This window comes from Flavobacterium crocinum (genome assembly GCF_003122385.1).
In the GTDB taxonomy this organism is placed as follows: domain Bacteria; phylum Bacteroidota; class Bacteroidia; order Flavobacteriales; family Flavobacteriaceae; genus Flavobacterium; species Flavobacterium crocinum.
In genome coordinates this window covers 3,415,331-3,432,453 of sequence record NZ_CP029255.1, presented here as the reverse complement: position 1 = coordinate 3,432,453, position 17,123 = coordinate 3,415,331, and the positions used below count along the sequence as shown (strand labels likewise).

Below are 17,123 nucleotides of genomic sequence, written 5' to 3'. Positions count from 1 at the left end.
AAATCATACAAAAACAACTAATTATCAATATTTTATATTAAATTTAGTTTTCTTTTAAAGTTTTGTATCAATTCATTTTAAAAACAATAAAAATGATGGAATCAAAAATACCCGAAGGACCACTTTCAGAAAAATGGAATACTTATAAAGCGAAAGCTAAACTGGTAAATCCGGCAAATCGAAAAAAACTTAATATTATAGTCGTTGGTACAGGTCTTGCAGGCGCTTCATGCGCGGCATCCCTGGCAGAACAAGGTTATAATATTAAGTCTTTTTGTTTTCAGGACTCTCCCAGACGCGCACATTCTGTCGCTGCACAAGGCGGTGTAAATGCTGCTAAAAACTATAAAAACGACGGAGACAGCACTTTCAGAATGTTTTACGATACCATTAAAGGTGGCGATTTTAGATCCAGAGAAGCCAATGTTTATCGTCTAGCCGAATGTTCAGCCCATCTTATCGATCATGCAGTTGCACAAGGTGTTCCTTTTGCGAGAGAATATGCAGGTTATCTCAACAATCGTTCTTTTGGTGGGGTTCAGGTTTCCAGAACTTTTTATGCTCGTGGTCAAACGGGACAACAGCTTTTATTAGGAGCTTATCAGGCTCTTGAAAGACAGGTTTCCTTAGGGAAAATAAAGCTTTACACTCGCCATGAAATGCTGGAATTAGTTGTTATTGATGGCAAAGCCAAAGGTATAATCGCACGAAATCTCGAAACAGGAAAACTAGAACGTCATTCTGCCGATGCTGTTGTACTGGCTTCGGGTGGTTACGGAAAAGTATATTATTTATCTACTCTCGCCATGGGCTGCAACAGTTCTGCCGTCTGGAGAGCGCACAAAAAAGGGGCTTTTATGGCTGGTGTGAGCTGGATTCAGTTTCATCCTACTTCACTTCCGCAACATGGAGAAAATCAGTCCAAATTGACTTTAATGTCGGAATCGCTTCGAAATGACGGACGCATCTGGGTTCCAAAAAGAGCAAATGATGACAGAAATGCCAATTCGATCCCCGAAGAAGAACGAGATTATTATTTAGAACGTCGTTATCCTTCGTTTGGAAATCTGGCGCCAAGAGATATTTCTTCCCGTGCCGCCAAAGAAAGAATCGATGCCGGACATGGCGTTGGACCAATGAAAAATGCTATTTATTTAGATTTTTCAGATGCTATCAAAGCGCAGGGAAAAGATACAATTGAAGCCAAATACAGTAATCTTTTTACCATGTATGAAAAGATTACAGGAATAAATGCTTATAAAGAACCTATGCTTATTTCTCCTTCTGCACATTTTACAATGGGCGGACTTTGGGTCGATTATGAATTAATGACCACAATTCCAGGTTTATTTGCTTTAGGAGAAGCTAATTTTGCCGATCACGGCGCCAATCGTCTTGGGGCAAATTCACTGCTTCAAGCTTGTGTTGACGGTTATTTTATTGCTCCTTACACGATTCCAAATTATTTGGCCGGCGAATTAAATGCCACAAAATTTGATATAGATCATCACGCTTTTGAAGAAGCTGAAAATGCTGTTAGAAGACAATTGGATCGTTTTCTACATACTAACGGAACACTTTCTGCAGATTACTTTCATAAAAAAATCGGTCGCCTTCTCTACGAAAAATGCGGTCTTTCCAGAAGCAGAAAAAATCTTGAAGAAGCCATAATTGAAATTAGAGAATTAAAAGCTTCATTTGAAAAAGACCTCAGAATTACAGGCGATAATACTTTAAACAGTGAACTGGAAAAAGCCGGAAGAATTGCCGATTACATAGAATTAGCCGAATTAATGTGCTATGATGCCTTACAACGTGAAGAATCCTGCGGTGCCCATTTCAGAGAAGAATACCAAACTCCAGATGGAGAAGCCGTAAGAAATGATGAAGAATTCTGTTACGTCTCGGCTTGGGAATGGAAAGGACAAAATAAAGAACCGGAACTCCATAAAGAACCTCTAGTCTTCGAAGCGGTGGAACTTGCGGTTAGAAGTTATAAATAAGTTAGGAGTTAAGGATTAAGAGTTATAAAGAACTAAGGGCAACAACAAACATAAGTACCATGAAACTTTATCTAAAAATTTGGCGGCAGTTTGACGCTTCATCAAAAGGAGAAATGACAGATTATGAAATTGATGGAGTTTCAGAACATATGTCTTTTCTTGAAATGTTGGATCTCTTAAACGAAAATCTAATTCAGCAAGGCGAACGAGTTATCGAATTCGATCACGATTGCCGGGAAGGAATCTGCGGGCAATGCGGTGTTATGATTAACGGAAGAGCACATGGCCCTTTAAGAAATACCACAACCTGTCAGCTTCATATGCGAAGTTTTAAAGATGGTGATACGATTTATATTGAACCCTTTCGTGCCAAAGCTTTTCCAGTTTTACGCGATTTAAAAATTGACCGAAAAGCTTTTGATACTATTATCGCTTCGGGAGGTTTTATTGGAGCTTCGACCGGACAAGCACCCGAAGCCAACAGTATTCCTATTTCTTATGAAACCGCAGAAGAAGCTTTCGATGCTGCCGCCTGTATTGGATGCGGCGCCTGCGTAGCTTCCTGTAAAAATGCCAGTGCTGCTTTGTTTGTAGGTGCAAAAATTACGCATTTAGCATTGCTTCCACAAGGAAAAGTAGAAGCTCCCAAACGTGCTCTTAACATGGTCAAACAAATGGATCTTCAAGGTTTTGGTAATTGTTCCGATACAAGAGCCTGTGAAATTGAATGTCCACAGGGAATTTCGGTTCTCTCTATTGCCAGAATGAATTTGGAATATATGAAAGCTTTGACTTTTAGGAAATAATAATTATTCGGAGAGAATTTCTCGCAAAGACGCAAAGTCGCAAAGTCTTTTAAACCATATAAGTTATATAAGTAATTTTAAGTTTTGGCTTAATTGAACTTATATAACTTATATGGTTTATTTTTATTAAAAACTTTGCGACTTTGCGTCTTTGCGAGATTCTAAGTTGTGCATATCCTTCGACTTCGCTCAGGAAGACAACCATTTACACTCTTTCAGAGAAAAAAAACTTTGCGTCTTAGCGTCTTTCTGGCAAATTAAACAGTAAAATAAGGCGTCAAAATATCTTCAAAATTGTACAATCCCTTTTCCTTCTCTTTAATGTTTTCAGCTACAAAAATAACTCCGTTTCCAAAAGCTTCTCTCGAAATCGATTCGTGAATTAAACGCACGGTCTGAAAAGGAAATCCGAAAATAACTTCATGTTTTCCGACAATTCCGCCCGCTCTAACTGAATTGATATTTTCTTTATCCACATCCAAAGCTTCCGCAATTTTTACAGCCGTTCCAGAAGTTCCCTGTTTAGTTTTAAAATGTTCTTCATTTACTTCAATATCAACCCAAGGCGCTATTTTCTTTAAAAATTTAGAAGCAAATAATAAAAAATTAACGCCTAAAGTAATATTAGGCGACCAAAATACGGTTGTTTTCTTAGACAGTTTCTTCAAAAACTCCAATTCCTTGTCTTTATAATGCGAAATAGCCGAAATGATTTTGACATTTTTTTTCGCTGCCACTTCTCCATAAGTATAAATCCCTTCACTAGACGAAAAATCAATAATAACGTCAACAGGATGTTTTTCCAGTAATTCATCTACAGAAGTTTTGGAACTAGAATAGATTAAGCCGGGTTCGTCTGACTGTACTCCAAAAAATTCCGGAACCGATCTGTGTTCTAAAACGGTACTTTGTCTTAAAACCCATTCCAAACAGAAATTTTTATTTTCTAATAATATTGAAGCTACTGATTTTCCAGTTTTTCCGAATCCGATTAATCCTATTTTCATAAGCATTTGTTTTTTAAGTGAGCGAATTTTGCTCGTTAGAAAAATTGATATTAAAGTATTGAATATCAACTCAAATTTTAATTTAATTTAGCAATTCCATGAATGCTCTTTAAGTAAAAATAGGAAAATCATAACAGAATTACGAATTAAAACTATATTTTATAACATAAAAATCAATTATTAGTACGATTTTTTCTGTTAAAGCATAATTATTATCGAAAAACTGCTCTTATAATATATAATCTATTTTGTTAGAATTTAGCCTCAAATTCCCCATAATTCTTTTGTAACTTTTTGGTTGAAAACACTGTTAAAAAAAAGAATTTCATACTATACAAGTAAATATATTTTCAGTAGATTTATCACCTGATAGCCCCCAAAAATATCAGTAAGTAATGGCCTACAACAACAATGAACTGCTTCGTTTTTTAGATGCGCAGAACAAATTATATCTGACTGCTCTGGACGAAATTAAAAATGGTAAAAAGGAATCTCCCTGGATGTGGTTTGTATTTCCTCAAATAAAAGGAATGGGTTCCAGTGATACTTCTAAATTCTACGAAATCAAAAATGCCGATGAAGCAATTGCTTTTCTGGAACATCCTATTTTAGGAAAACATTTGGTTGAAATCACATCCGAATTAATCAAAAAAGAAGAAACAGTCGACGAAATATTTGTGAATGATGATATCGAAAACCTAAAATCTTCGATGACTTTATTTGCGAGTGTACAGAATGTCGAACCGATTTTTCAGGAAGTTTTGCATAAATATTTCGACGGTTCTTCTGACTTTCACACTTTACAATTGTTATACAGTAACCTGTAAAACGGGCGTAAAATAAGGGTTTACGAATAAACTTTCCAAAAAAATAAAGTTGGTTTTACAGTATTTCAAAATGAGATATCTATCTTTGCAACACTGTTGCGTTTTTAATATCACTAAAAAATCAGCTGTTTATTTGGAATGAAGAAGAGATTTTTAATTATCAATTTCCTAATGTCTATTATAGTATTGTCCGCAATGCTATTTCAGACTGTACATTCGTATGAACATGTTTTTAAAGAGCTTTCAGAAAAGCCCTGCGAGCATCACACCAGTGCCAATCAAAAGGAAATTACCCACAGCCACGATGTAGATACCAAATGCCATATTTGTCATTTTACATTCAGCACTTACATTCCAAATACATTTGACGCTGTTATTTTTCAGAAAATACAAATTGAAATCAAACCTGTATTTGTTTATACCAAATCGGTTTCAACTTTCTTTAAAGGCAGTTTATTTGCTTTAAGGGCGCCTCCTGTTCTATTCTAAGTTTACTTTGAGTTTTTCATTTTAAAAGCTCTCTTTTCATTCTGTTTGATTGAAAAGGGAAAGCAATGTATTTACGCTTTCGCGAATAGACCGCTGTAAACCTCAATTTTATATCTCAAATTCTTTTGATGCACTAAAACGCTTCAAGAACCCCTTTTATTAAAACTTAAATCCAAATACAAAAATATGTTGACAGCTGAAAACCTCACCAAAAAATATGGTGATTATACTGCTTTGAATGCCCTAAATTTAACGATTAAAGAAGGCGAAATATTTGCTCTTTTAGGGCAAAATGGCGCTGGAAAAACGACTACAATTAATTTATTTCTAGGTTTTATAGAACCTTCCGAAGGAACTTTAACCATCAATAATATTCCGGTTACTTTAAACGCAAAAACGACTAAAGAATTTGTCGCTTACATTCCAGAAACTGTAATGCTTTACCCCAATTTAACAGGTTTAGAAAACCTTAAATTTTTCTCTTCACTTGCCGGCTTTAAATATTCTAAAGGAGAACTGACTTATTTCCTGAACAAAGCGGGTTTGCAAGTTAAAGCGCACGATCAAAATTTAGGCGGATACTCTAAAGGAATGCGTCAAAAAGTGGGAATTGCGATTGCTATTGCAAAAAAAGCCAAAGTGCTTTTACTGGACGAACCTACAAGCGGTTTAGATCCAAAAGCTTCCAACGAATTCTCTCAGATTTTAAAAGAACTTTCGGCAGACGGAACGGCTATTTTAATGGCAACCCACGATATTTTCAGAGCGCGGGAAGTCGCTTCGCATATCGGAATTATGAAACAGGGAAATCTTGTAACAGTGATCGAAGCAGATAAAATTTCGGCTAACGAACTGGAAGATTTGTATTTACAAACCGTTTAGAATCAAATGAAAAATACACTTTCTTTACTGTTTATAGTAAGTACCATTTCTGTTGTAAAAGCACAAAACGGCGGAAAAGTAAGAGACAGCATTTCTAAGGATTCTTTGGAATTGGAATCTAAAAGAAATGAATTACAGACTGTTGAAATTATTGGTCGCTCAACGCGAAAGTATAACAGCGACTATTCCTTTTCAGCAACTAAAACGGCGACATTAAACAAAGATATTCCGCAGTCTACTTCCAGCATTACCAAAGAGTTAATTGCTGACAAAGGAGCTATTTATCTCGCAGATGTCGTAAAAATGGCAAGTGGCGTAATTCCGGCTAGTTATTATAATCAATATACCATTCGAGGCATCAGCCAGAACGAAGAAGGCCAGATTATCAACGGAATGCGAACCAGACAATATTATTTTCTACAGCCCTTAACGAGTAATATTGAACGTGTTGAAGTAATCAAAGGCCCCTCTAGTGCCACATTTTCATCTGTTGATCCAGGTGGAAGTATCAATATGGTGACAAAAAAACCTTTGGCAACAGATCGAAAAGAAGTCAGTTTTTCTGTTGGAAGTTTTAGCACTTTACGCGGGACCTTAGATTTTACAGGGCCTTTAAACGAATCCAAAACGCTTTTATATCGTGTAAACGGAGCGTACCAGGAAGCAAAATCGTATCGTGATTTGGTGAACAATAAATCGTTCCTGTTTTCGCCTTCCTTCAGTTATATTCCAAATGAAAAAACGGCAATCAATACCGAATTGATTTTGAGTAACATGACTGGAGTTTTAGACCGCGGACAGCCTATTTTTGGCGCTGTTGCCGGAAAAACGGATTTAAACAAAACACCAATCAGTCTAAATTTAGGAGCTTCAGGAGATTTTTTCAAATCAAAAGAAATGATTTTGATGACCAATTTTGCTCATAAGTTTTCTTCGAAAGTGGGATTCAACGTTTCGTATATGAAACAGACCTGGACAGAAGATCTTCAGGAACACCGCACCACGAATACTTTTGCAGTTGATATGAATAATCAGCCTGTGACAAGTCTTGCTATGATGCAATATGTACAGCGCCAGCAATATTGGGACATAGATAATCTAAGCACCTATTTTAATTTTGATTTCAAAACCGGAAAACTCAATCACAAACTATTGACAGGTTACGATCTCAGCAGCTGGAATAAAAACAAAGGAGGCGGACAAAATGCAGCGAGAGGTTATTTGTTAAATGATGGAACTGTTGCAAATACTTTTGTTCCTGCAAATTCTTCTAATTATCAAACGGTAACTGTAAATGGTATTGTTTTACCCAAACCAAACGTCAATTTCTTCGATTTAAACAATCCGTCGTATGCTTTAAGAAATACGCAGGACTATGTTTTAAATGTTCGTACGGCGCTTCCGTCGGCATTAACGACAACAAATGCCATTTATATTCAGGATCAGATTCAGTGGAATAAATTCATTTTTTTGTTGGGATTAAGAAACGAATGGTTTGAAGACATTACAAATTATGAAACCAATAATGAATTAACAGTTAAAAAGACAGCATTACTTCCTAGAATCGGCATTACGTATACCGTGAACGATGCCATAAATGTTTACACTACTTATCTTGAAGGTTATCAACCACAGTCTAATACTGTTACTTTAATGCCTCAAACGGGAAGTCTGCCCGGCGGAAGTTTGTTTAAACCGCTGGAAAGTGATTTAAAAGAGTTTGGAGTAAAAGCGGTTTTTCTAAATAATTCCGTAAGTTTTAACGCTGCGGTTTACGAAATCAATCAGCGTAATATTTTGATGAATGCCAATGATCCTGTAAACCCTGACTTACTGGTTACAAGAGGTTCTGAAAGAAGCCGTGGTTTTGAATGTGATCTGGCAGGATATATTACTCCAGACTGGCAGGTAAATGCTTCTTACAGTTATATTGATGCCGAAATTACCAATGACGCCAATGCTGCATTAATTGGACAGAGAAAGCAAAATACGCCAAAAAACAGCGCTAATCTTTGGACACGCTACAACTTTAATTCAGATTCTGTTTTAGATGATTTTGGAATTGGTTTTGGAATACAGTATCAAAGCAGTAAAGTACCTTGGTTTACTAGAGATTTTACGCTTCCAGATTTTACCATTTTTGATGCCGCTATTTATTACAAACCAAACGGAAGCAATATGCAGATTGCCTTAAACGCTGGAAATCTTCTAAATAAAACCTACTGGCTGGGCGCACAAAATTATTTGAGATTGTTTCCGGGAAGTCCGCGAAACGTAAATCTTACCGTAACTTATAGATTTTAATTGATATGAAAATATTACAATCAGAAATACTGATAGCCAGACATTTTAGAAAATCTATTTTTAAAAATTCTGCTATCTATATCATAACGGCTATCATTGGCATTTTGCTTTTATATGCGGCTTTTACAGGCTGGGACAATTACAAAACCCAAAATGAAACGAGCGAAAAATACCAGCATGAATCGAGAGAAGACTGGTTAAAAAATCCAGATAAAAATCCGCATAGAATGGCACATTACGGCAATTTTGCCTTTAGAAAAAGTACGCCTTTGAGTGTTTTCGAATTCGGAATGGAACCTTTCTTTGGAAATGCTATTTTTCTTGAAGCGCACAAACAAAATACTGCCAATTTCTCTGAAGCTGGTTTTTCAAACAGTATGCTTCGTTTTGGAGAAATCAGTATTGCTATGGTTCTACAGGTTTTATTACCGCTTCTTATTTTCTTTTTAGGTTTTAATGCCATTGCTTACGAACGTGAAAACGGCACTTTAAAAATTCTATTAACTCAGGGAATCAATTGGAAACAGCTTTTAATTGGAAAAACTTTAGGAATTGCAAGCGTTATTATGCTTCTTTTTGTTCCAACCATTATTATTTTAGTTTTGGTCTGGCTCTTTTTACAAAACTTTTCTATTACGGCAGACGAAACGATAAAAATGCTTTTGTTTATCTTTTTTCATTTGGCTTATCTCCTATTCTTCTGTGTGATTGCGGTTTTGATTTCTGCGGTAAGCAAAACTTCCAAAAAAGCATTAATTACGCTTATTGGAATTTGGCTGTTATTTACTATTATTCTGCCAAGAACGACGCAGGCAATTGGTGCTTATATTTATGAAGCGCCTTCTAAAATCCAGTTTACCAGTGATATCGAAAAAGATATTTTAAAAGAAGGCGACAGTCATAACCCAAATGATCCGCATTATAAAAAAATCAAAGATTCTTTGCTTTTGGCTTATAAAGTCGATTCGGTACAGAAACTTCCGTTCAATTATTCGGGATACATTATGACCGAAGGCGAAAAAATAAGTTCCAGAATTTACAACGAACATTTAGCCGAACTTTTAAAGATTTACAAAAAACAAAATAGCTTTTCTAAGACGGTTTCTTTTCTAAATCCTTATATCGCCATCAAAAATTTATCAATGGGATTGTCGAATACCGATTACGAATCGTACATTGATTTTCAGAAACAAGCCGAAGATTATCGTTACGCAATGGCACAGAAAATGAACGCTTTGCAGATCAAATATATCAGCAATACAAAATCGGATGAGCCAAAAATTATTGGAAAAGAACATTGGGCTGAAGTAGAAGAATTTCATTATGAACCTGAAAAAATCGGAACGGTTCTTAAAAACGAAATCGTCTCTATCATTTCAATTCTGCTCTGGATTGCGGTGCTTTTTATTTTGATTAGAATCGCATCACATAAACTTAAAGCCATCTAATTATGTTATCATTATTATTTAAAAATTTCATTCGATCAAAAGGGACTAAAATTGGATTGCTTTTTCTGTTATGTATCGGTTTTATCAGTCTTTTAATTGGAAACCAGTTTCAGGATAAACAAGAAAAGAACATTCAGGAAGCTGCCATTTATCAAAAAGAACATATTGCCAGAAATGCGGCGTTTCATAAAGACGAAATCGGTCTTTTATTGTATTATATCAAGTTTTCTTTGGTCAATAATACATTACCTATAAACAGTTTAGCCATTGGCCAACGCGATGTTAATCCTTCTATTCAAAATGTGACGATTCGCGGTTTAGAAGGTCAGAAATACGATGCAGAACTCAATAATCCAAACAATCTTTTGTCCGGAAATATTGATTTTAGTTTTGTACTGGTTTATTTATTTCCGCTTCTGATTATTGCTTTCTCTTATAATGTAATTTCAGAAGAAAAAGAAAGCGGTACTTGGAAAATTGTGGCAACACAGAGTCAGAATACTTTCAAATACATCTTGCAGTTATTTTATGTAAGGATTTTGAGTTTGATGGCTTTGTTTACGGTTTTGCTATTTACTGCTGTTTTGTTCTTAAATATTCCGTTGGATCAGTCTTTTTTTATTTTCTACGGAATTGGAATTCTATACATATTATTTTGGTTTGCGGTTTGTTTTTTCATTGTTTCCCTGCAAATGCATTCTAATTTTAATGCCGTTTCACTACTTACAATTTGGCTGTTTTTAATCATTATTGTTCCTGCCGGAATTAATGCATTTATTGTAAATAAATATAAAATTCCTGAAGCGCTGGAGCTCACTATACAACAGCGAAATGCCTATCATGAAAAGTGGGACATGGATAAAAATGAAACGATGGAAAAATTTTATAAACATTATCCTCAGTTTCGGGAGTATAAGATTCCAGCAGATAAAGAATTCTGCTGGCTTTGGTATTTTGCCATGCAGCAAATGGGCGACGACGAATCGGCAGTGCAGTCTAAGGAATTGTACGCTAAATTGGAACAGCGAAACCGTGCCAGCGAATTGATTGCACAATTTATTCCAACGCTTCATACTCAGATTCAGTTAAACGATATTGCGAAATCGGATTTACGTAACCAGCTTTTGTTTTTAAAAGAAACAACGCAATTTCATGAAAAACTTCGTCTGCATTTTTATCCTAAAATATTTGATAACGAAGCCGTTGATCAACAAAAATGGGAGAATTATAAAATTGAAACATTTAAAGATTCGACCGAAATCAGCTTTTTAAAAGCATTTTTACCGTTATTACTTTTTATTTTAATATTGATTGGCTTTGGATGGAGGAATTTTAACAACAAAGCTTATTTTTAACCGCAAAGTTTTTTTTTAACCGCAAAGGTCGCAAAGGTTAACGCAAAGGTCGCAAAGTTTTTTTTTTAAAGCTACACGGATAAACTTTGTTATGAAAGTTCGCAAAGTTTTTCACACAAAGCTTTGCGAACTTTTGTGTTTTTATAAACCTCAGCTTGTCAAAAAACCTTGCGAACTTTGCGGTAAAATCAACACAATGAATTTATGTCCTGTCTATTTTTTTAGCCACAGATTTCACAGATTAGCACAGATTTAAATCATTTTAATCCATTAATCTGTGGCTAAAAATTAAGTTCGCAAAGTTTTACACAAAGCTTTGCGAACTTTTGCATTCCTATAAAACCCAGCATATCAAAAAACCTTGCGCTCTTTGCGGTAAAATCAACACAATGAATTTCAATCTGCATTTTAAATTTATTTAGTCACAGATTTCACAGATTAGCACAGGTTTAAATCATTTTTAATCCTTTTAATCTGTAGCAAAAAAATAAGTTCGAAAGTTTTTTTTAACCGCAAAGAGCGCAAAGGTTTACGCAAAGGTCACTAAGTTTTTAAATTATATTCTTCAAATACAAAGTTCGCAAAGTTTCTACATAAAGCTTTGCGAACTTTTGCGTTTAGAGAACATCCACCTTATCAAAAAAACCTTGCGACCTTTGCGGTAAAATCAGCCCAACGTATCATACGAATTACTCTAAAATAAACCTATTCTGAATAAAATTTCTTCAAACATTCATTAATTTTATTTTATTTAGAATTAATATAAATAAACTTTTATATTTGCCGCTTTCTTAGCAGATACAAGTAGTTTTTAAAATTTACTTAATATTGCTTTTTCTAAGTAAATTTCGTTTAATGAACCAAAATAACAGTTTCGAATTAAATCTTTTCCATTCCTTTAAGGAAGGCGACGAGACTGCTTATACTTTTTTTTACGACAAATACTTTAGGAGAATCCAATCTTTCAGCGTTCAGTTTATTTATGATCAGGACGAAGCTGAAAATCTAGCTCAGGAAGCCCTGCTCCACTTATGGCAGAACAAAGAAAATGTTGAATCTCTTAATGGAATTCAGGCTTTCTTGTTTACCTACGCCAAATCTAAATGCCTGAATTTAATTCGCCACAATAAAGTGAAAGATAAATTCAGGAATGACCTCCTTAACCACAAAGAAAGAGAATTGGATATTGAAGTTTTAAATTCTCTTCAATTTGACACTCTGGAATTAACAGAATTAGAACGCATTATTCAGGAATCCATCAGCGAACTGCCTCCAAAAACCCGCGAAGTTTTTATAAAAAAACGCTTCGAGAATAAAAAAAATGCAGAAATCGCAGAAGAAATGGAAGTGACTTTAAAAGCCGTAGAAGCCCATATGACAAAGGCTTTAAAGATTTTGAAGACCAAATTATCCGATTATTTATTTTTAATTTTTATCCTTATTTATAATAATTAAGAATAAAAGGTAGGGTATTTTAATTCTGAAGTGTACTAACAATAGCGAGAAGTATAAAAACGCATTTATGACATCGGAAATAATTTATAAATACTTATCTAATGAAGCTTCAGAACAAGAAGTACAGCAACTTTTTGAATGGATTGAAGCCTCAGAAGAAAACAAAAAGCAATTTATATCTTTAAAAAAGACCTGGGCCTTAACCGCGCTTTCCGGAACTATTTCACGTGAAGTTCCAGTAGTGGCATTAAAACCAAAAAATAAAATAAGAACGTATTTTAAATACGCGGCCATTCTTGTTGTTTTATTTGGTTTAGGAAAACTGGCTTTTTATTTTAATGAAAGAACAGCTGTTTCAAAAGAAGTTGTTCTGGAATTAGGCGATGGACGTTTGGAATTTTTCACCAAAAAAAATCTGAATACATTAGTAAATGATAAAGGAGAACTGGTTGCCAGAAAATTTCCGGATCAGATTGTTTATTTTGGAAAAGTTCAAGACAAAGACGTTTTATACAATACCCTAAAAGTTCCGTACGGAAAAACATTCAAACTTAAACTTTCAGACGGAACTCTGGTAAGTTTAAATTCAGGAACTACTTTACGATATCCCGAACAATTTGGAATAAACGGAAAAAGAAATGTTTATTTAACCGGTGAAGCATTTTTTGAAGTTGCTAAAGACAAGCAGCATCCGTTTATTGTACATTCAGATCAGGTTGAAATTGAAGTTCTTGGAACGCGTTTCAATGTAAGTGCTTACCCTGAAGACAAAACCTTGAGCAGTGTTTTGGTCGAAGGAAGCATTAAAATGTCTGAAAAAGAAAATCCTTTAAACACTGTTTTGCTAAAGCCTTCCCAAATGGCTATATGGCAGAATCAGTCTAAGAAAATTACAACGAAAAACGTTGATACTTCTTTTTACGAAGCCTGGACACAAGGTGAACTTGCCTTCAACAACACCCCATTTTCTACGATTACAAAAATAATTGAGCGCACCTACGACGTTGAAATCATCAACGAAAATGCTGTTTTGGCCAAACAGAATTTTACCGGCTCAATTAAAATCAGTGAGTCTAGTGTCGAGAACATTTTAGATCTTCTAAAACGTGACACGCCTTTTAATTATTCTATTGAACAAAAAACAATTACCATTACACCTATTTTCCACAACTAAATAAAACATGACTTTAATGATACCCAATAACTTAAGAAAAATTCTGTTTTTCTTAGCCCTCCTTATATCCAGTTTTAAAGGTTTTGCGCAAAACAAAACCATTACATTACATGTCAAAAACAAACCTATAAGCCAAATTATCAAATCTATTGAAGCGCAATCTGATTTTAGAATCATTTATAATGCTAAAAAAATAGATGCAGAGCAGTTAACCGATATAGATGTTGATAATGCTTCGTTAGAAACTACTCTAAAAAAGTTATTAAAAGGCACGAATATCTCCTACTATATTCAGAAAAAGCAGGTTTTATTGACAGATGCAACGCCCGTTGACCAATCTAATTCGGATGTTCAGGAAACCGATCGAATTATAAAAGGAACCGTTTACAGCGCAAAAGACAGACAGCCGCTTCCGGGAGCAACAATTCGCATAAAAGGCACCGGAATGGGCGCTATAACGGACTATAACGGGAAATTTGCTTATGAACTAAAAGGAAATAACATTAAAGATCAGGTTCTTGAAGTTGGCTTTTTAGGAATGGAAACGCAGACTCAAACCGCTGGTTATAAAAAAGATTTTGTTTTTTATCTTAAGGAAGTTAGTGACGAATTGGATCAGGTTGTAATCACTTCTTCATACGGAACTAAAAAACTGAAAGAAGAAATTGTGGGCAGTATCTCAACTTTGCAAGCTAAAGACATTGCTGTTGAACAAGCTTCCGAAAGTGTAGACAAAATGATTACGGGACAGATTGCAGGTGTTATGGTAGAAAATACTTCTGGAGTTGGTGGGCCAGTCAAAATTAACATCCGCGGACAGGGTACTTTACCTTCTTTAACAGGAGCTCGTACAGGAACTTCTAGTCAGCCTCTTATCATTATTGATGGAGTAATTATGGGCGAAGAATATGGTATTGACAGTGCCTATTTTAGTGGTAACGGAGATTTTACTGAAAGCTTCGGAAATCCTTTAATGAAAATTGCGCCAGAAACTATCGAAACAATATCGGTTCTTAAAGATGCCGCCGCCGTTGGAATTTATGGTGCAGACGGAGCAAATGGAGTAATTTTAATTACCACTAAAAAAGGGAAAAAAGGAAAAACTCAATTTGGTTTCTCTAATCAGCTGGGGATTTCTTCTGCAATTAACCAGATTAAATATCTTAATGGCGAGCAGTACACAGAGCTACGAAATGAATTTTTGAAAAATACTTCTCCAGGAACTGCGCCGCTTACTTATAATGGTGTAAATACAGATTGGTTTGGACTTTTAAACAAGTCAGGGATTTTTAATAAATATAATTTTAATGTTTCTGGTTCTACATCAAAAATTTCATACCGAACCAATATCAGCTATACAAAAATTGATGAACCGCAAATGGGAAACAGTACCAAACAATTGAATGCGGGAATTAATCTAGGATATAGCTCTGGAAAATTAGATATTAGTTTAATGCTGAACCCTAGTTATATCCAGAAAGATGCTCCAAATATTTTTTATTCTTTTGCTTACCTCCCTACTCTGTCTCCGTACAACGCTGATGGTTCTTATTCTTATCTAGGAGTCAGCGGTATGACGAGAGGAAATCCTTTAGCGGCAATAGAGCAAAATAAAAATGTAGCCAATACGTATGGTATTTTAGGAAGTCTTGGTATTTCGTATAAGCTGAATAATTTCTTGAAATTCTCTACTCTTTTCGGAATGGATTATGTTGATAAAGACCAGGATCGTTATTTTTCTGCTGAGAACGAAAGCGGTCAATTTACAGGAACTTTTGTCTTAGATAATATTACTTATCCAAGATGGGGACGACGTCTTTTGAATCAAAGAAATGCAACGAAATGGAACTGGCAGGGCCAAGCTTTATTTGATAAACAACTTAATGAAAATCATACCATTGACGGTGTTGTTGGTTTTGAACTTTCTGAAGATAAAACCGATTTTCACTATCAATCTGGAATAGGTTTCGTAAATCCAAATGTTATAAATCCTGTCTCTAATGCAATGCGAGATGATAATCCGCTAACTCCTAATGTGGATGAATCTACAAGCAACCAAACTTATGGAAATGAAATTAGTTATAATTCAAGAGTTTCTTTGTTTTCACAAGTCAATTATAATTATAAAAAACGTTACTATTTGTTAGTTAATTTCCGCCGTGACCAAAGTTCTGTTTTTGGAGATGATAATGATGTAGCCAATAATGGAGGCGCCGGAGCAAGCTGGATTATAAGTAATGAAAGCTTTTTTAACAATAATTGCTGGGTGAATTTCTTAAAATTAAAAACAAGCTACGGTACAACAGGAAATTCTAGAATTGGTTCATATCGTTCAAAAGGATTATACAATTATGTTCAAAACAACTATAATGGCGGTACAGGCGCAACTCCAGGTTACGCACCAAACGGAAATTTAGGTTGGGAAAAGAACACAAAATTCAATGCTGGAATTGACTTCAATATCTTTAACAGAATTGAATTTACACTTGAATACTATCGTGACAACAAAAGCGATATGATTACTACAAGAGATATTCCTACTGAAACTGGTTACAATTCTATGCAATTAAATGCTGCAAGCATGTATAATCAAGGATTAGAATTTCAAACTCGAATTAAATGGATAAAAAATGATAATTTCAAGTGGACTACCGCTTTTAATATTTCTACTGTTGATAGTAAAGTGACTGCCTTAAAAGGTTTAGGAAGCGATTTTTCTACAGCCGAACTAGCTTTAGCCCAAAAAATTGGCTACAGTTCAACTACAGTTTGGGGAATAAACTGGGTAGGCGTTGATCCTGCAACAGGAAGAGATTTAGTTACAAAAAATGGACAAGTTTATGATCTTGCAACTTACAAATCTTTATTTACTATAGCTGATTGGGAACCAATTGGAGATACTCAAGCAAAAGCTTATGGCGGATTCTATAATAGCTTTACTTTTTACAAAAATCTTGCATTAACTTTTAGAGGAGATTTTCAATTAGGGGGTGATTTCTTTGCATCAGATGCTGTAATTGATAAATATTCGAATACTTCAAACAGAAATCTTTCAGTAAATGCATATAGTCACTGGAGAAATCCAGGAGATGTAGTTCCATACGCTGCTGTAACGATTGTACCTGTTACCGCAAATTTGAGTAAATATGTTTATGATGCTACTTATGTAAGATTAAGCAATATTAACTTGAGTTATAATGTACCCATCAAAAATATCTTTCTAGACTCACTTGCCGTTTTTGCTGATGCTACAAATGTATTGTACTGGTACAAAGAAAAAAGTCCAAAAGGAATGAATGGAATTCGAGAGTTTAGTTTTATCTATCCACAGGCAAGAACAATTTCGCTTGGTGTAAATGCAAAATTTTAAAAC

At 34.9% G+C, this 17,123-nt stretch carries 12 protein-coding genes; 11 read left to right on the top strand and 1 reads right to left on the bottom strand.

The window, feature by feature from the left end; genetic code table 11:
- Positions 1-92: 92 nt before the first annotated feature.
- Positions 93-2,003 (top strand): fumarate reductase/succinate dehydrogenase flavoprotein subunit, encoded by a 1,911-nt coding sequence (locus tag HYN56_RS15400; protein ID WP_109192987.1) that lies wholly within the window; start codon positions 93-95, stop codon positions 2,001-2,003.
- A gap of 59 nt (positions 2,004-2,062) precedes the next feature.
- The gene (locus tag HYN56_RS15395; RefSeq protein WP_109192986.1) at positions 2,063-2,809 is read left to right on the top strand and encodes a succinate dehydrogenase/fumarate reductase iron-sulfur subunit; all 747 of its coding nucleotides are present in this window, start codon (positions 2,063-2,065) and stop codon (positions 2,807-2,809) included.
- A 257-nt stretch (positions 2,810-3,066) separates the two neighbouring features.
- Here the strand turns inward: HYN56_RS15395 and HYN56_RS15390 are convergent, their stop codons facing one another.
- Entirely contained in the window at positions 3,067-3,816 is a 750-nt protein-coding gene (locus HYN56_RS15390; RefSeq protein ID WP_109194823.1) for a 4-hydroxy-tetrahydrodipicolinate reductase, read from the bottom strand.
- A gap of 395 nt (positions 3,817-4,211) precedes the next feature.
- On the opposite strand from HYN56_RS15390, the gene HYN56_RS15385 reads away from it, so the two are divergent.
- The 9 genes from HYN56_RS15385 (at position 4,212) to HYN56_RS15345 (ending at position 17,120) form a co-directional block, all read left to right on the top strand.
- Positions 4,212-4,643 carry a DUF1810 domain-containing protein gene (locus HYN56_RS15385; RefSeq protein ID WP_109192985.1) on the top strand — a complete coding sequence of 144 codons (432 nt, stop codon included), beginning with the start codon at positions 4,212-4,214 and terminating at the stop codon, positions 4,641-4,643.
- A gap of 171 nt (positions 4,644-4,814) precedes the next feature.
- Positions 4,815-5,132 carry a hypothetical protein gene (locus HYN56_RS15380; RefSeq protein WP_240622564.1) on the top strand — a complete coding sequence of 106 codons (318 nt, stop codon included), beginning with the start codon at positions 4,815-4,817 and terminating at the stop codon, positions 5,130-5,132.
- 186 nt (positions 5,133-5,318) lie between these two features.
- Positions 5,319-6,014, top strand: a complete 696-nt coding sequence (locus HYN56_RS15375; RefSeq protein ID WP_109192983.1) for an ABC transporter ATP-binding protein — start codon at positions 5,319-5,321, stop codon at positions 6,012-6,014.
- 6 nt (positions 6,015-6,020) lie between these two features.
- Entirely contained in the window at positions 6,021-8,318 is a 2,298-nt protein-coding gene (locus HYN56_RS15370) for a TonB-dependent siderophore receptor (RefSeq protein ID WP_109192982.1), read from the top strand.
- A gap of 5 nt (positions 8,319-8,323) precedes the next feature.
- Entirely contained in the window at positions 8,324-9,766 is a 1,443-nt protein-coding gene (locus HYN56_RS15365; RefSeq protein ID WP_109192981.1) for an ABC transporter permease, read from the top strand.
- A 2-nt stretch (positions 9,767-9,768) separates the two neighbouring features.
- Positions 9,769-11,121, top strand: a complete 1,353-nt coding sequence (locus HYN56_RS15360) for a DUF3526 domain-containing protein (protein WP_109192980.1) — start codon at positions 9,769-9,771, stop codon at positions 11,119-11,121.
- Between the two features lie 855 nt (positions 11,122-11,976).
- Complete coding sequence (locus tag HYN56_RS15355; RefSeq protein WP_109192979.1) at positions 11,977-12,576, top strand: RNA polymerase sigma-70 factor; 600 nt, start codon at positions 11,977-11,979, stop codon at positions 12,574-12,576.
- A gap of 67 nt (positions 12,577-12,643) precedes the next feature.
- Positions 12,644-13,750 carry a FecR family protein gene (locus tag HYN56_RS15350; RefSeq protein WP_109192978.1) on the top strand — a complete coding sequence of 369 codons (1,107 nt, stop codon included), beginning with the start codon at positions 12,644-12,646 and terminating at the stop codon, positions 13,748-13,750.
- A 16-nt stretch (positions 13,751-13,766) separates the two neighbouring features.
- A complete protein-coding gene (locus HYN56_RS15345; RefSeq protein WP_240622563.1) occupies positions 13,767-17,120 on the top strand; it encodes a SusC/RagA family TonB-linked outer membrane protein in 3,354 nt (1,117 codons plus the stop codon).
- Positions 17,121-17,123 lie beyond the last annotated feature (3 nt).

What these genes read in the sequence shown, in the direction of transcription:
- HYN56_RS15375 (WP_109192983.1), top strand. Translation starts at nt 5,319, where the DNA reads ATGTTGACAGCTGAAAACCTCACCAAAAAATATGGTGATTATACTGCT.
- HYN56_RS15355 (WP_109192979.1), top strand. Translation starts at nt 11,977, where the DNA reads ATGAACCAAAATAACAGTTTCGAATTAAATCTTTTCCATTCCTTTAAG.
- HYN56_RS15360 (WP_109192980.1), top strand. Translation starts at nt 9,769, where the DNA reads ATGTTATCATTATTATTTAAAAATTTCATTCGATCAAAAGGGACTAAA.
- HYN56_RS15390 (WP_109194823.1), bottom strand. Translation starts at nt 3,816, where the DNA reads ATGAAAATAGGATTAATCGGATTCGGAAAAACTGGAAAATCAGTAGCT.
- HYN56_RS15345 (WP_240622563.1), top strand. Translation starts at nt 13,767, where the DNA reads ATGATACCCAATAACTTAAGAAAAATTCTGTTTTTCTTAGCCCTCCTT.
- HYN56_RS15365 (WP_109192981.1), top strand. Translation starts at nt 8,324, where the DNA reads ATGAAAATATTACAATCAGAAATACTGATAGCCAGACATTTTAGAAAA.
- HYN56_RS15350 (WP_109192978.1), top strand. Translation starts at nt 12,644, where the DNA reads ATGACATCGGAAATAATTTATAAATACTTATCTAATGAAGCTTCAGAA.
- HYN56_RS15400 (WP_109192987.1), top strand. Translation starts at nt 93, where the DNA reads ATGATGGAATCAAAAATACCCGAAGGACCACTTTCAGAAAAATGGAAT.
- HYN56_RS15370 (WP_109192982.1), top strand. Translation starts at nt 6,021, where the DNA reads ATGAAAAATACACTTTCTTTACTGTTTATAGTAAGTACCATTTCTGTT.
- HYN56_RS15395 (WP_109192986.1), top strand. Translation starts at nt 2,063, where the DNA reads ATGAAACTTTATCTAAAAATTTGGCGGCAGTTTGACGCTTCATCAAAA.
- HYN56_RS15385 (WP_109192985.1), top strand. Translation starts at nt 4,212, where the DNA reads ATGGCCTACAACAACAATGAACTGCTTCGTTTTTTAGATGCGCAGAAC.
- HYN56_RS15380 (WP_240622564.1), top strand. Translation starts at nt 4,815, where the DNA reads ATGTCTATTATAGTATTGTCCGCAATGCTATTTCAGACTGTACATTCG.